Consider the following 14,753-nt stretch of genomic DNA (forward strand, 5'->3'; position numbering starts at 1 on the left):
ATATCCTCCTTTATTGTTTTGCTAAAAACTCACTTACTATCTTACCAAACTTCTCTTCATCTTCCACATGAATTGCATGACCAGCATCATTTATTATCTGCCATTCGCAATCTTTAATGAGTGATTGCATCAATCTCGCTATGTCACAAAATTTATTATCCAACTCACCTGTGAGAAGAAGAATTGGCATAGATAAGTTTTCAAGCTGATTCCACCAGGAAGGCTGATTCCCTGTCCCCATTCCAAGTAAACTGTTACAAAGACCCAGTTCCGTATTCGCGAGCCGCTCTCTTCTCACAGCCTTTTGCTTCTCCTGAGACATTTTCTTCTGTGAATCGAAAAGGGGGATATTCTCCCAGTCATCGACAAAAGCCGAAATGCCCTTTTCGACAATTTTATCCGCTAACTTTGCATCTTGGATTCTACGCTCTTGTCGTGCAGCCTCTGTCTTCAGTCCCGGAGAAGCACTTTCAAGTATCAGTGACTGTACAAGTTCAGGAAATAAGCAAGCAAAACTTAGCGCCAGCCTTCCGCCCATTGAATAGCCAAGCACATGAGTTTTTTGAATCGAAAGCTTTTCTAAGATTTCTCGAATATCCTTCGCCGCTTCCAGCATAGTATATCGCTCAGCATTATGAGGAGATTCTGTAGCACCATGACCAATGATATCCACCATAATCAGCTGATACTTCTTCTGTATCGGCCAAAGAAATCTCCATGTTTCAAGGCTACCTGTAAACCCATGTAAAAGGAGCAGAGGTTCCCCATGTCCTATGATGTCTATATGATACTCGACACTTCGACAGACAAGTTTCACTGTATTTCTCCGTTTAAAGCAGCTGCTATTTCCCGGGAAACAAAACTCCACAAATTACGATGGTTTAAAACATTCGTCTCACGATTTGTCGGAATCTCGATAATCTTTAATCCAGGTATTGAAAATGATGCAGGAAAGACCTCGTTAAATTCATCCCAATCCTTTATCTTTCGATACGTTGCGTTATACAGACGAGCCGTGTGTGAAAAATCCAGACCATGCGGCGTACCGAATAATACTTCGAAATATTCTTTTTCCGAAGCTTGCGATAAGAAAGAGAATATCCCGCCCCCATCATTATTAATCACTAAAATGGTCAAATTTTGGCCTTGAAGCTTTCCGGCAAGCAAACCATTCATATCGTGGAAAAAGCTTAAATCACCGATCGCAAGTACGGTCTTTTCTTTAACCGTACTCACACCAAGAGCGGTCGAAACAATGCCATCAATTCCATTTGCACCCCGGTTTGCATAGATTTCTATGTTTTTATTATTTGCAAAGAAAAACGTATCTACATCTCGAATAGGCATACTGTTTCCGACAAATAAATGAGAGTGCTCGGGCATAAGCTCATTCAATTGGTAAAATAGCTTTCCTTCATCCAACTCTTCTTCATTAACGATGCTTCGGAGCGCATGTTTTGTCGCTTCATTAACCTTAACCCAGCGTTGCAACCAGTCTTGGTCACCGTTTTCAGGCAGCCTATCTGCAATATCTCGGCAAAAGCGTTCTTCTGCACTGTACACCATACGCGTTACAAGACCGCTTGGGTCCCGATAGCCTGCTCCACCATCAATGACAAAGGACTCGGCCTTCTGTTTTTTTAACCATAACAGCAAAGGCTTCGACACAGGCATTGCTCCAAATCGGAGGATGACATCTGGATGAAAAGCATCCATCACATGCTCATCACGCAAAAATGTATCATAACAGTCTATCACATTTGAAAACGAATGTTGACCGCTTCGCAACTGTGAAAGTGGATCGGCAAGAATGGGATATCCTAGTTTTCTGCCAAGCTTTGTAACAGCCTCTTTTATGCCATCATTCTTCATCTCTCCGCATATAATCAGCCCTCGTTTAGCTTGCCCAATTTCTTGTGCTATCGCATCCAATTGGTTCATTGATAATGTCAAGGTACCAGGTTCAATCGCTACAGTAGCTTGTTTCTCCTGACGATAATTTCTCGCTTCTGCCAAATTCGGAATAAGCGGTTCTCGCAGAGGGAAATTCAAATGAACCGGACCAGCTGGCTCATTAGCAGCAGTCGCTACAGCTCTTGCACAAACCGTTCGCGCATAACGCACCATGCTCATACTGCTTTCTGGAAGTGCCATCTCGACAAACCACTTCACGTGATTACCATACATTCCGATTTGATCGATTGTCTGCGGTGCACCGACATCCCTCAGTTCATGCGGTCTATCAGCCGTTAAGACAATCAGTGGAATCCGAGAGTAGAACGCTTCTACTATCGCAGGATAATAATTAGCGGTTGCCGTTCCTGATGTACAAAGCATCGCTACCGGCTTTTTCATTGCTTTTGCAAGCCCTAACGCAAAAAAGGCAGCAGAGCGCTCATCCACATTAATATGAATCTTTATCTCTGGATGCTCCGCCAAAAGCAAGGCCAATGGCGTGGAACGTGAACCTGGACTAATGACTACGTCCTTTATTTGATTTTGAGCTAATTCATCGACAAAAGCCGTCGCATACGCAGTTAACGCATCACGATCATTCATGAAGGTTCCCTCCTAAAGCACTTAACATCGGATTAAATTTTATTCCTGTTTCTTCGTATTCACCTTCAGGCGTAGAGTCTTCCAGTACTCCACAACCAGCAAATAAGGAGGCTTCATTACCTTGAATGAGCGCTGAACGTATGCCCACCGCAAACTCGCCATTTCCATAAGAATCAGACCAGCCAATTGGCGATGCATAAAAGCCACGCTCCAGTTCTTCGTTCTCACGGATCCATGCAACGGCCTGTTCTGTCGGAAGTCCCCCCATTGCAGGTGTTGGGTGAAGCTTGCCTATTACGTCGAAAATAGACACATCCGCATCGCATTCTCCGCTAACTGGTGTATACAAATGCTGAATATGCCTATTTTTCATAACTGTCGGATCTTTAGGTACTTCAAGCTTTTTACAAACCAAACTTAGTGCATCCTTAATCATGGAAACGACATATTGATGTTCAAGGAGGTTTTTTTGATCATGTAGCAGCTCATGTTCCAACTTCCTATCCTTTTTTGCATCTTTCCCACGAGCAATTGAGCCAGCAAGACAGGCAGAGAATAATTCATTTCCGTGTTTTTTTACGAGACGCTCAGGGGTTGCACCAATAAAGCAATCCCCTGCCGATTCTAAACAAAAAATAAAACTTCCTGCTTGTTCCTTTTGAAGCCGCCGAAGAACAGCAACTGTTTCAATTCGTTTCTTAAACACAATCCGTAATTCTCTTGCTAGAACAACTTTGTCCAATTCCGAATGCTTCATATGTGAAACGGCTTCTGCAACAATTCTCTTCCAACCCTCAGGATTATCCTCGATTTGTTCCAAATACTCATTTACGCCTACAGCCACATTCGTCAAACGATTTCTAATCTCATTTTCCCATTCATTTATCAGATCTATGAAGAGATTTGCTTGATCTTCCGATGTGCAAACAATATTGGTCGTTAAATATGCTTGTCCCTTCACAATGGATAGCATGAAGGCAGGAATATAAAACAAACTATCACCAAATTGATCCCAAAGCAGGGAATCCGTTTTATTATAATCAAAAGAATATCCACCAAACACTAACGGACCTGTACCCACTACTCCAGTAACACCTGCTTTAACGGCATTTTTCTGAAGATCAGTCCAGTTCGCTTCAATTCTTCTCACTCTTAAAGCATCCGCCTTCACTTGGATTTTTTCCACTATACCTAAACCAGCAATGGTCAGTTCTTTTTCAGGATCCTGCCAGTAAAAGCGTTCTCCTGCATACCGTTCTCTTCCAGCTTGATAAAATGAAAGGGGGTCTAAATCATCGATTTTCCTTACTACACTGAACAAGACTTTTTGCTTTTGCTGTTTCGCTTTTTGCACAGCTTGCTGAAGTCCATAAAACCATTCAGTTTCATGTGAGATAGCCAAAAAAAATCCCCCTTAATGTCAACATTTTAAAAGCATACAAACCTATTTAAAGATACACCTCATTTCGACTCAATGTCAATTATTGCGGTCTTTATTCATCGTTCTATGACAACTTTTTTCCTATTAATATATTCTCTTTTAAAAACAAACAAACGTTATTGTTAAGAAAATCACAAATAGACATTGACACACTTAATTTGTTTTCCTACACTTATTCTGTACCAATATTTGATTCGTGATTACAAATGCAAGCTAACTTAAGAGGAGAAGTGTAATGTCTATACAATCTAATTCCGTTTCACCCCAACAAGAAAAACGCAGCTGGAAGATTTGGTGGGAACTGATTCGTCCACATACGTTGACAGCAGCGTTTGTCCCTGTACTAATTGGTACCTTGCTCTCTTTAATAGCAGAGGAAGTAAACTGGATCCTATTTGCAGCAATGCTAATTGCCAGCCTATTAATTCAAGCAGCTACTAATTTATTTAATGAATACTATGACTTTAAACGCGGTCTAGATACCGCTGAATCAGTTGGCATTGGTGGCGGAATCGTTCGCCATGGAATGACGCCGAAGTTGATTATGAATTTGGCACTCAGCTTTTATGCAATTGCTCTTTTGCTTGGCGTGTATATCTGTGCTGTGTCCTCATGGTGGCTTGCTGCAGTTGGTTTAATCTGCATGCTTATCGGTTACTTGTATACAGGCGGGCCCATCCCTATTTCATCTACACCATTTGGTGAACTTTTTTCAGGATTTTTCATGGGCTACGTCATTATACTCATTGCTTATTTCATCCAAACTGGTCATGTTTCAAGCACAGTTGCAATCGTATCAGTACCTAGCCTCATTCTAGTCGGCTTAATTAATATGTCTAATAACCTACGTGACCATGATGGTGACAAAGCAAACGGTCGACGCACGCTGCCAATTTTACTAGGACGTGAAAAAGGTTTGCGATTCATGGTTATCATGTTTGCTATTGCCTACCTATGGGTTATTGTAATTGTTGCATTAGGAGTTGTAACACCATGGATTCTGCTAACTCTATTAAGCATCCCTAAGGCTGCAAAAGCAACAAAAGGCTTTGTTGGCAAAACCATTCCGATTGAAATGATGCCCGCCATGAAAGCAACTGCTCAAACAAACACCATTTTCGGCTTGCTTCTATCTATAGGATTATTGATTAGCTATTTTGTTTAATGAAAAATTGGATGTCAAAAAGGGTCTGACCTCGCACACTAAATCAGTATGTAGTGTTTCTTACACTTATCCTTTACTGCATTTAGTTTTTGCTGGGGCTGACCCTTTGCTTTTGGGACATCCTTTTTTGTTCTTATCAAATGGTTAAAGAAGTGATCAATCCCCTCTTTCTTCATGCCCCTCAACGTTTCTACTAACATCTATTCGGGTAATGTTACATATACGATCCAAAAAAATCTCCTAAGGAGTGAAATAAAATGGCTACTACTAAACAAATTCAAAATTTAAAGGAAAAATTACTTTTAGAAAAAGAACAACTCCAACAACAAATTAAAAGGAATGAAGAAACCTTAGTAAAGGTGGGGCAAAGAGAATCCGTAGATGAACTATCTTCTTATGATAACCACCCAGCAGATATGGGTACTGAACTTTTTGATAAAGAAAGAATTTCGGCGTTGAATGATCATGCTAAATCCCAAATTGAGAAAACTAATGCTGCCCTTGAAGCTATAAATGAAGGAAATTATGGTTATTGTAAAGTTTGTGGTAACACCATTTCTCTGGAACGACTCGAAGCAGTTCCAGCCACATTACATTGTTTTGAACACGCTCAAACACAAAACACTATTTCAGCACGACCGGTAGAAGAAGAAGTACTTATCCCATCTTTAGGAAACCACTTCGAAAATCGCCGCCTTGGAAATGAAATCACTGACAAAGAAGATAGCTTTGCTGAGGTTGCCCGTTTTGGAACTTCGGAGACACCTTCCGACTACAGTGGCGACTATGAGAGTTATGATACTATTTATGATAATGAAGAGGAAACAGAAGGCTTTACAGAAGAATATGAAGCATATATAGGAAATGATGTACAAGGAAAGAACAGAAATGTTTATCCTAATAAAAAGCAATAAATGCTAGATGGATAAAGGACTCCCCATCTATTAAGTAAATAAGTAATGAGGTAGTAGGACCATTCTAAAAAAGTCAAATAAAAAAGATGCATACGTAGATGTATGCACCTTTTCTATATGACCCCTACGGGATTCGAACCCGTGTTACCGCCGTGAAAGGGCGGTGTCTTAACCGCTTGACCAAGGGGCCAAATGGCGGAGAAGGAGGGATTTGAACCCTCGCGCCGGTTACCCGACCTACACCCTTAGCAGGGGCGCCTCTTCAGCCTCTTGAGTACTTCCCCATGGCTCCGCAGGTAGGACTCGAACCTACGACCGTTCGGTTAACAGCCGAATGCTCTACCACTGAGCTACTGCGGAATGGTGGGCCTAAATGGACTCGAACCATCGACCTCACGCTTATCAGGCGTGCGCTCTAACCAGCTGAGCTATAGGCCCATTCTTTGGAGCGGGTGAAGAGAATCGAACTCTCATCATCAGCTTGGAAGGCTGAGGTTTTACCACTAAACTACACCCGCGTAAATGGGGCGACTGATGGGAATCGAACCCACGAATGCCTGAACCACAATCAGGTGCGTTAACCACTTCGCCACAACCGCCATAAAACATATTGAATAATAATGGTGGCTCAGGACGGAATCGAACCGCCGACACAAGGATTTTCAGTCCTTTGCTCTACCGACTGAGCTACTGAGCCATATTAAATTTGATAACTTAAATAAAGATTATAGTTATCTTTCGTGCTCTAACTACTGAGCAACTAAGCCAATTAATTTATATCAAAAGTAAGTTTAACTATTGAATAAAAATGGCGGTCCGGACGGGACTCGAACCCGCGACCTCCTGCGTGACAGGCAGGCATTCTAACCAACTGAACTACCGGACCAGATTGCGGGGACAGGATTTGAACCTGCGACCTTCGGGTTATGAGCCCGACGAGCTACCGAACTGCTCCACCCCGCGATAATAAGAATGATAAAATTTATTTTGAAAATGGAGGAGGTAGAGGGATTCGAACCCCCGCGGGATTTGACTCCCCTGTCGGTTTTCAAGACCGATCCCTTCAGCCAAACTTGGGTATACCTCCAAATAGCATACATGGTGGACCTTGTAGGACTCGAACCTACGACCGGACGGTTATGAGCCGTCTGCTCTAACCAACTGAGCTAAAGGTCCTTATATTTTGGTAGCGGCGGAGGGAGTCGAACCCACGACCTTTCGGGTATGAACCGAATGCTCTAGCCAGCTGAGCTACACCGCCAAAATAATATAAGTTTGAATAAATGGTGGAGCCTAGCGGGATCGAACCGCTGACCTCCTGCGTGCAAGGCAGGCGCTCTCCCAGCTGAGCTAAGGCCCCATAATAAATGGTTAGATGTTCATGGTCGGGAAGACAGGATTCGAACCTGCGACCCCTTGGTCCCAAACCAAGTGCTCTACCAAGCTGAGCTACTTCCCGTCTATATATGGCGCGCCCGAAAGGAGTCGAACCCATAACCTTCTGATCCGTAGTCAGACGCTCTATCCAATTGAGCTACGGGCGCATATATATTTAAAATGGTGCCGAGGACCGGAATCGAACCGGTACGGTAGTCACCTACCGCAGGATTTTAAGTCCTGTGCGTCTGCCAGTTCCGCCACCCCGGCACATACGAAAAGTGGAGCGGAAGACGGGATTCGAACCCGCGACCCCAACCTTGGCAAGGTTGTATTCTACCACTGAACTACTTCCGCATGATAAAGTGCGGGTGAAGGGACTTGAACCCCCACGCCTTGCGGCGCCAGATCCTAAGTCTGGTGCGTCTGCCAATTCCGCCACACCCGCATAATAATATAATGGTGAGCCATGCAGGATTCGAACCTGCGACCCTCTGATTAAAAGTCAGATGCTCTACCAACTGAGCTAATGGCTCGTACTACTCAAATAATCTGTGAATGAAACTGGTGCCGGCAAGAGGACTTGAACCCCCAACCTACTGATTACAAGTCAGTTGCTCTACCAGTTGAGCTACACCGGCAAGTGAAAATGGTGGAGGATGACGGGATCGAACCGCCGACCCTCTGCTTGTAAGGCAGATGCTCTCCCAGCTGAGCTAATCCTCCGTTATGAATAATGCTTGGCGGCGTCCTACTCTCACAGGGGGAGACCCCCAACTACCATCGGCGCTAAAGAGCTTAACTTCCGTGTTCGAAATGGGAACGGGTGTGACCTCTTTGCTATCGCCACCAAACATTTTCAATAAGACATTTATTATTATAATGCCTTTTTGAAATTTTGCAAGAAGAAATTTTCATTCCTTCAAAACTAGATAATAAGAAGGGTTTTTGCTTTTCCAAGAACAATAAGGTTAAGTCCTCGATCGATTAGTATCAGTCAGCTCCACATGTCGCCACGCTTCCACCTCTGACCTATCAACCTGATCATCTTTCAGGGATCTTACTAGCTTACGCTATGGGAAATCTCATCTTGAGGGGGGCTTCATGCTTAGATGCTTTCAGCATTTATCCCGTCCGCACGTAGCTACCCAGCGATGCTCTTGGCAGAACAACTGGTACACCAGCGGTGCGTCCATCCCGGTCCTCTCGTACTAAGGACAGCTCCTCTCAAATTTCCTGCGCCCACGACGGATAGGGACCGAACTGTCTCACGACGTTCTGAACCCAGCTCGCGTACCGCTTTAATGGGCGAACAGCCCAACCCTTGGGACCGACTACAGCCCCAGGATGCGATGAGCCGACATCGAGGTGCCAAACCTCCCCGTCGATGTGGACTCTTGGGGGAGATAAGCCTGTTATCCCCGGGGTAGCTTTTATCCGTTGAGCGATGGCCCTTCCATGCGGAACCACCGGATCACTAAGCCCGACTTTCGTCCCTGCTCGACTTGTAGGTCTCGCAGTCAAGCTCCCTTGTGCCTTTACACTCTACGAATGATTTCCAACCATTCTGAGGGAACCTTTGGGCGCCTCCGTTACATTTTAGGAGGCGACCGCCCCAGTCAAACTGCCCGCCTGACACTGTCTCCCGCCCCGATAAGGGGCGCGGGTTAGAATTTCAATACAGCCAGGGTAGTATCCCACCGACGCCTCGACCGAAGCTAGCGCTCCGGCTTCACAGGCTCCTACCTATCCTGTACAAGCTGTACCAAAATTCAATATCAGGCTGCAGTAAAGCTCCACGGGGTCTTTCCGTCCTGTCGCGGGTAACCTGCATCTTCACAGGTACTATAATTTCACCGAGTCTCTCGTTGAGACAGTGCCCAGATCGTTACGCCTTTCGTGCGGGTCGGAACTTACCCGACAAGGAATTTCGCTACCTTAGGACCGTTATAGTTACGGCCGCCGTTTACTGGGGCTTCAATTCAAAGCTTCGCCTTGCGGCTAACCTCTCCTCTTAACCTTCCAGCACCGGGCAGGCGTCAGCCCCTATACTTCGCCTTGCGGCTTCGCAGAGACCTGTGTTTTTGCTAAACAGTCGCCTGGGCCTATTCACTGCGGCTTTTCCGGGCTATTCACCCTAAAAAGCACCCCTTCTCCCGAAGTTACGGGGTCATTTTGCCGAGTTCCTTAACGAGAGTTCTCTCGCACACCTTAGGATTCTCTCCTCGCCTACCTGTGTCGGTTTGCGGTACGGGCACCCTACATCTCACTAGAGGCTTTTCTTGGCAGCGTGGAATCAGGAACTTCGGTACTATATTTCCCTCGCCATCACAGCTCCGCCTTAATGGAAACGGGATTTTCCTCGTTTCCGGCCTAACTGCTTGGACGCGCATATCCAACAGCGCGCTTACCCTATCCTTCTGCGTCCCCCCATCGCTCAAACGATGTATAGGTGGTACAGGAATATCAACCTGTTGTCCATCGCCTACGCTTTTCAGCCTCGGCTTAGGTCCCGACTAACCCTGAGCGGACGAGCCTTCCTCAGGAAACCTTAGGCATTCGGTGGAAGGGATTCTCACCCTTCTTTCGCTACTCATACCGGCATTCTCACTTCTAAGCGCTCCACCAGTCCTTCCGGTCTAGCTTCAACGCCCTTAGAACGCTCTCCTACCACGGATACCATACGGTATCCATCCACAGCTTCGGTGTTACGTTTAGCCCCGGTACATTTTCGGCGCAGAGTCACTCGACCAGTGAGCTATTACGCACTCTTTAAATGATGGCTGCTTCTGAGCCAACATCCTGGTTGTCTAAGCAACTCCACATCCTTTTCCACTTAACGTAAACTTGGGGACCTTAGCTGGTGGTCTGGGCTGTTTCCCTCTTGACTACGGATCTTATCACTCGCAGTCTGACTCCCGAGAATAAGTATTTGGCATTCGGAGTTTGACTGAATTCGGTAACCCGTTGGGGGCCCCTAGTCCAATCAGTGCTCTACCTCCAATACTCTCATCTCGAGGCTAGCCCTAAAGCTATTTCGGAGAGAACCAGCTATCTCCAGGTTCGATTGGAATTTCTCCGCTACCCACACCTCATCCCCGCACTTTTCAACGTACGTGGGTTCGGGCCTCCATTCAGTGTTACCTGAACTTCACCCTGGACATGGGTAGATCACCTGGTTTCGGGTCTACGACCTCATACTCATGCGCCCTATTCAGACTCGCTTTCGCTGCGGCTCCGTCTTATCAACTTAACCTTGCATGAAATCGTAACTCGCCGGTTCATTCTACAAAAGGCACGCTATCACCCATTAACGGGCTCTAACTACTTGTAGGCACACGGTTTCAGGATCTATTTCACTCCCCTTCCGGGGTGCTTTTCACCTTTCCCTCACGGTACTGGTTCACTATCGGTCACTAGGTAGTATTTAGCCTTGGGAGATGGTCCTCCCTGCTTCCGACGGGATTTCTCGTGTCCCGCCGTACTCAGGATCCACTCAGGAGGGAACGAAGTTTCAGCTACAGGGTTTTTACCTTCTTTGACGGATCTTTCCAGATCACTTCACTTACCCCGTTCCTTTGTAACTCCATGTTGAGTGTCCTACAACCCCAAGAGGCAAGCCTCTTGGTTTGGGCTATCTTCCGTTTCGCTCGCCGCTACTCAGGAAATCGCGTTTGCTTTCTCTTCCTCCGGGTACTTAGATGTTTCAGTTCCCCGGGTCTGCCTTCAGTACCCTATGTATTCAGGTAAAGATACTGTTCCATTACGAACAGTGGGTTTCCCCATTCGGAAATCTCCGGATCAAAGCTTACTTACAGCTCCCCGAAGCATATCGGTGTTAGTCCCGTCCTTCATCGGCTCCTAGTGCCAAGGCATCCACCGTGCGCCCTTTCTAACTTAACCATATGGTGGCTGATAAACGAAAAATTTATCAAACAACCTAGTTGTTAAAAGGTCTTACTTGATGTCTTGAAAAATTAATGCAAAAATTTGCCTTCTATCTATTATCTAGTTTTCAAAGAACGATTCGGTAACGAATAAGCAAAAAACTAATCTGTTGCTTTCATTTACCATGATTGATTGAATGAATTACTCATTCAAAACTGAACAAAACAAAAGCGCCCGTTATATTCCTTAGAAAGGAGGTGATCCAGCCGCACCTTCCGATACGGCTACCTTGTTACGACTTCACCCCAATCATCTGTCCCACCTTAGGCGGCTGGCTCCTTGCGGTTACCTCACCGACTTCGGGTGTTACAAACTCTCGTGGTGTGACGGGCGGTGTGTACAAGGCCCGGGAACGTATTCACCGTGGCATGCTGATCCACGATTACTAGCGATTCCGGCTTCATGTAGGCGAGTTGCAGCCTACAATCCGAACTGAGAATGGCTTTATGAGATTCGCTTACCCTCGCGGGTTTGCAGCTCTTTGTACCATCCATTGTAGCACGTGTGTAGCCCAGGTCATAAGGGGCATGATGATTTGACGTCATCCCCACCTTCCTCCGGTTTGTCACCGGCAGTCACCTTAGAGTGCCCAACTAAATGCTGGCAACTAAGATCAAGGGTTGCGCTCGTTGCGGGACTTAACCCAACATCTCACGACACGAGCTGACGACAACCATGCACCACCTGTCACTTTTGTCCCCGAAGGGAAGTCCCTATCTCTAGGGAGGGCAAAAGGATGTCAAGACCTGGTAAGGTTCTTCGCGTTGCTTCGAATTAAACCACATGCTCCACCGCTTGTGCGGGCCCCCGTCAATTCCTTTGAGTTTCAGCCTTGCGGCCGTACTCCCCAGGCGGAGTGCTTAATGCGTTAGCTGCAGCACTAAAGGGCGGAAACCCTCTAACACTTAGCACTCATCGTTTACGGCGTGGACTACCAGGGTATCTAATCCTGTTCGCTCCCCACGCTTTCGCGCCTCAGTGTCAGTTACAGACCAGAAAGTCGCCTTCGCCACTGGTGTTCCTCCAAATCTCTACGCATTTCACCGCTACACTTGGAATTCCACTTTCCTCTTCTGCACTCAAGTTCCCCAGTTTCCAATGACCCTCCACGGTTGAGCCGTGGGCTTTCACATCAGACTTAAGGAACCACCTGCGCGCGCTTTACGCCCAATAATTCCGGACAACGCTTGCCACCTACGTATTACCGCGGCTGCTGGCACGTAGTTAGCCGTGGCTTTCTGGTTAGGTACCGTCAAGGTACCAGCAGTTACTCTGGTACTTGTTCTTCCCTAACAACAGAACTTTACGACCCGAAGGCCTTCTTCGTTCACGCGGCGTTGCTCCGTCAGACTTTCGTCCATTGCGGAAGATTCCCTACTGCTGCCTCCCGTAGGAGTCTGGGCCGTGTCTCAGTCCCAGTGTGGCCGATCACCCTCTCAGGTCGGCTACGCATCGTGGCCTTGGTGAGCCATTACCTCACCAACTAGCTAATGCGCCGCGGGCCCATCTGTAAGTGACAGCCGAAACCGTCTTTCCATCTCTTCTCATGCGAGAAAAGAAATTATCCGGTATTAGCTCCGGTTTCCCGAAGTTATCCCAGTCTTACAGGTAGGTTGCCCACGTGTTACTCACCCGTCCGCCGCTAAATCAAGGGAGCAAGCTCCCTATCATTCGCTCGACTTGCATGTATTAGGCACGCCGCCAGCGTTCGTCCTGAGCCAGGATCAAACTCTCCAAAAAGTGTTTGACTTGCTCATTTGTTGTTATAGTGTGTACTCACTTCAATTAAAACGTTGGCGCTTTGTTTTGTTCAGTTTTCAAAGAGCAATACTTGCCGTTCCTCTCAGAAGCGACTTCTATAATTTATCACAAGCTCGCATACCGTGTCAACAATTATTTTGAAAAGTTTTTTCATATTAACTGCTGTCGGCGTTCGTTACTAGCTTAGCGACAAGAAATAATATATCACGGTAAAAACATGATTGCAATACTTTTTTAATCTTTTTCAAAAAAAAGATTACATCACTTATTAATCACTTTTTATATTTAACCATCTCTCTTATTTATTTTCAATTCATTTCTTCATAAATAGTAAAGAATTCACTACGAGTTCGATTCGTCTATTCTTTTATAAGCCTAGTGCTGACGGAATAATTCATTTATCTCCACATATAACTTATTACTCCTTTTGTTTGAGATGGAACAGTTGAAAGAGAGACTTCGACTACGAACTCTACCTTCACTCTTATTTTTTCGTGAGTGGCTCTTGTTTTCAAATAGTAAAAAAAAGCAGTGACACTACACTGCTTTTTTTCGTGAAGATAAATAGGTTGGAGTACGTTAGCTTTATTAAATACCCCCCATAAAAGATGATGACATTTAAACACTGTCGTTTTCTAAGTCGAACGCTCTTTGTTTTTTTTACCGTCATTCAGAAAGTAAATTAATCCTGCAAAGATGATAACCCCACCAATTATTTGTGTGAGTACAACCGTTTCATCAAGAATAAAGTAAGCAAGAATAGTTGCACCAACCGGTTCTAACAAAATAGCCATTGAAATAGTTGTTGTACTGAGCCATTTTAGTGACCAATTTAGCAGAGAATGCCCTAGTAGATTTGGGAAAATAGCTAATAGGATAAATAGAATCCAGTCTGTTGCCGGATATGGACCGAGTGGTTCTCCTTTTGCTAGTACATAAATAAATAAAGTAACCATGCTTATACCGTATACAACAAAGGTGTATGTAATAGAGGAGATTCTTTTTCTTACGGTTTGTCCTACTAATAAATAGGCCGTTATTAAAGCACAGGCTATAAGTGCGAGCATATCACCAAACAAGGCCATTCCACTAATCTTGAAATCTCCCCAGCTAATAACAAGGCTTCCACCAATTGCGATTACACTACTTAAGATCGCTCGCACTGAAAACCGTTCCTTAAAAAAGAAATAGGCGCCAACGAAAGCAAATAGCGGTTGAAGTGTTACAAGAACCGTCGAACTAGCTACGGATGTGTAATTTAACGATTCGAACCATAAGATAAAATGAAACGCTAGAAATATTCCAGCGATACTAGAAAGTAGCCAGTCTTTTTTATTTATACGTTTCAGTTCGTGACGATATTTCACCAGAAAGAACGGTAGCATGATTACTACCGTGAAAAATAATCGATAAAACGCAATAACTCCTGATGGTGCTGAGGCTAATTTGACAAATATAGCTGACAATGAAATAGATGTTACTGCAAGTAATAATACAAAATAAGGGTTTATTTTAGGTTGAAGCATAGTAATTCCTCTTTTCAGACTTATAATAGAAAGTAATACTGTTAGATTGTACGCTTTTTTAA

Annotated in this window: 6 protein-coding genes, 21 tRNA genes and 3 rRNA genes; 2 read left to right on the forward strand and 28 right to left on the reverse strand. The window is 45.0% G+C overall.

The annotated features are described in order from the left end of the window. Positions 1-10: 10 nt before the first annotated feature. From menH to JNUCC23_RS19050, 3 genes are read right to left on the reverse strand one after another with little or no spacing between them, the layout of a single operon-like run. Positions 11-817: a 2-succinyl-6-hydroxy-2,4-cyclohexadiene-1-carboxylate synthase gene (gene menH, locus JNUCC23_RS19040; protein WP_454213026.1), complete on the reverse strand. Its 807-nt coding sequence runs from the start codon at positions 815-817 to the stop codon at positions 11-13. Beyond that, positions 814-2,559, reverse strand: a complete 1,746-nt coding sequence (menD, locus tag JNUCC23_RS19045) for a 2-succinyl-5-enolpyruvyl-6-hydroxy-3-cyclohexene-1-carboxylic-acid synthase (RefSeq protein ID WP_454213028.1) — start codon at positions 2,557-2,559, stop codon at positions 814-816. Before menD ends, menH begins: the two co-directional genes overlap by 4 nt. Further along, positions 2,552-3,961, reverse strand: a complete 1,410-nt coding sequence (locus tag JNUCC23_RS19050; protein ID WP_062175682.1) for an isochorismate synthase — start codon at positions 3,959-3,961, stop codon at positions 2,552-2,554. The genes menD and JNUCC23_RS19050 overlap by 8 nt, the downstream gene beginning before the upstream one ends. Positions 3,962-4,235: 274 nt before the next feature. On the opposite strand from JNUCC23_RS19050, the gene JNUCC23_RS19055 reads away from it, so the two are divergent. Beyond that, entirely contained in the window at positions 4,236-5,165 is a 930-nt protein-coding gene (locus tag JNUCC23_RS19055; RefSeq protein ID WP_454213030.1) for a 1,4-dihydroxy-2-naphthoate polyprenyltransferase, read from the forward strand. A 257-nt stretch (positions 5,166-5,422) separates the two neighbouring features. Beyond that, on the forward strand, positions 5,423-6,079 hold the full coding sequence (locus JNUCC23_RS19060; protein ID WP_454213032.1) for a TraR/DksA C4-type zinc finger protein: 657 nt from the start codon (positions 5,423-5,425) through the stop codon (positions 6,077-6,079). A 118-nt stretch (positions 6,080-6,197) separates the two neighbouring features. Here JNUCC23_RS19060 and JNUCC23_RS19065 read toward each other — a convergent pair. The 25 genes from JNUCC23_RS19065 to JNUCC23_RS19185 all read right to left on the reverse strand — a co-directional run bounded on the left by JNUCC23_RS19065 (position 6,198) and on the right by JNUCC23_RS19185 (position 14,691). After that, positions 6,198-6,269 (reverse strand) — tRNA-Glu (locus tag JNUCC23_RS19065). Positions 6,270-6,272: 3 nt separating this feature from the next. Further along, positions 6,273-6,363: transfer RNA gene (locus tag JNUCC23_RS19070), tRNA-Ser, on the reverse strand. 1 nt (position 6,364) lies between these two features. Further along, positions 6,365-6,439: transfer RNA gene (locus tag JNUCC23_RS19075), tRNA-Asn, on the reverse strand. Between the two features lies 1 nt (position 6,440). Continuing rightward, positions 6,441-6,517: transfer RNA gene (locus tag JNUCC23_RS19080), tRNA-Ile, on the reverse strand. 6 nt (positions 6,518-6,523) lie between these two features. Beyond that, a tRNA-Gly gene (locus JNUCC23_RS19085) sits at positions 6,524-6,597 on the reverse strand. A 5-nt stretch (positions 6,598-6,602) separates the two neighbouring features. Continuing rightward, positions 6,603-6,678 (reverse strand) — tRNA-His (locus JNUCC23_RS19090). 22 nt (positions 6,679-6,700) lie between these two features. Continuing rightward, positions 6,701-6,776: transfer RNA gene (locus JNUCC23_RS19095), tRNA-Phe, on the reverse strand. 112 nt (positions 6,777-6,888) lie between these two features. Then, a tRNA-Asp gene (locus JNUCC23_RS19100) sits at positions 6,889-6,965 on the reverse strand. Between the two features lie 3 nt (positions 6,966-6,968). Continuing rightward, positions 6,969-7,042: transfer RNA gene (locus JNUCC23_RS19105), tRNA-Met, on the reverse strand. Positions 7,043-7,073: 31 nt separating this feature from the next. After that, positions 7,074-7,166: transfer RNA gene (locus JNUCC23_RS19110), tRNA-Ser, on the reverse strand. A 12-nt stretch (positions 7,167-7,178) separates the two neighbouring features. Further along, a tRNA-Ile gene (locus JNUCC23_RS19115) sits at positions 7,179-7,255 on the reverse strand. An 8-nt stretch (positions 7,256-7,263) separates the two neighbouring features. Continuing rightward, a tRNA-Met gene (locus tag JNUCC23_RS19120) sits at positions 7,264-7,340 on the reverse strand. Between the two features lie 23 nt (positions 7,341-7,363). Further along, positions 7,364-7,439: transfer RNA gene (locus JNUCC23_RS19125), tRNA-Ala, on the reverse strand. Positions 7,440-7,461: 22 nt separating this feature from the next. After that, positions 7,462-7,538, reverse strand: a tRNA-Pro gene (locus JNUCC23_RS19130). Positions 7,539-7,546: 8 nt separating this feature from the next. After that, positions 7,547-7,623: transfer RNA gene (locus JNUCC23_RS19135), tRNA-Arg, on the reverse strand. 14 nt (positions 7,624-7,637) lie between these two features. Then, positions 7,638-7,726: transfer RNA gene (locus JNUCC23_RS19140), tRNA-Leu, on the reverse strand. Positions 7,727-7,738: 12 nt separating this feature from the next. Beyond that, positions 7,739-7,813, reverse strand: a tRNA-Gly gene (locus JNUCC23_RS19145). Between the two features lie 9 nt (positions 7,814-7,822). Continuing rightward, positions 7,823-7,904 (reverse strand) — tRNA-Leu (locus JNUCC23_RS19150). 12 nt (positions 7,905-7,916) lie between these two features. After that, positions 7,917-7,992 (reverse strand) — tRNA-Lys (locus JNUCC23_RS19155). A 29-nt stretch (positions 7,993-8,021) separates the two neighbouring features. Next, positions 8,022-8,097 (reverse strand) — tRNA-Thr (locus JNUCC23_RS19160). Between the two features lie 9 nt (positions 8,098-8,106). After that, positions 8,107-8,182, reverse strand: a tRNA-Val gene (locus JNUCC23_RS19165). Between the two features lie 12 nt (positions 8,183-8,194). Then, positions 8,195-8,310, reverse strand: a 5S ribosomal RNA gene (gene rrf, locus JNUCC23_RS19170). Between the two features lie 113 nt (positions 8,311-8,423). Then, positions 8,424-11,359, reverse strand: a 23S ribosomal RNA gene (locus JNUCC23_RS19175). Between the two features lie 235 nt (positions 11,360-11,594). Next, positions 11,595-13,144 (reverse strand): 16S ribosomal RNA (locus tag JNUCC23_RS19180). Together the 16S, 23S and 5S rRNA genes with 21 tRNA genes alongside form the textbook arrangement of a ribosomal RNA operon. Before the next feature lie 656 nt (positions 13,145-13,800). Further along, the gene (locus JNUCC23_RS19185; protein ID WP_403075260.1) at positions 13,801-14,691 is read right to left on the reverse strand and encodes a DMT family transporter; all 891 of its coding nucleotides are present in this window, start codon (positions 14,689-14,691) and stop codon (positions 13,801-13,803) included. Positions 14,692-14,753 lie beyond the last annotated feature (62 nt).

The organism is Peribacillus sp. JNUCC 23 (genome assembly GCF_053653995.1).

Bases quoted from the DNA above. Each gene is read 5' to 3' on its own strand.
- menD (WP_454213028.1), bottom strand. From the start codon at position 2,559: ATGAATGATCGTGATGCGTTAACTGCGTATGCGACGGCTTTTGTCGAT.
- JNUCC23_RS19055 (WP_454213030.1), top strand. From the start codon at position 4,236: ATGTCTATACAATCTAATTCCGTTTCACCCCAACAAGAAAAACGCAGC.
- JNUCC23_RS19060 (WP_454213032.1), top strand. From the start codon at position 5,423: ATGGCTACTACTAAACAAATTCAAAATTTAAAGGAAAAATTACTTTTA.
- JNUCC23_RS19185 (WP_403075260.1), bottom strand. From the start codon at position 14,691: ATGCTTCAACCTAAAATAAACCCTTATTTTGTATTATTACTTGCAGTA.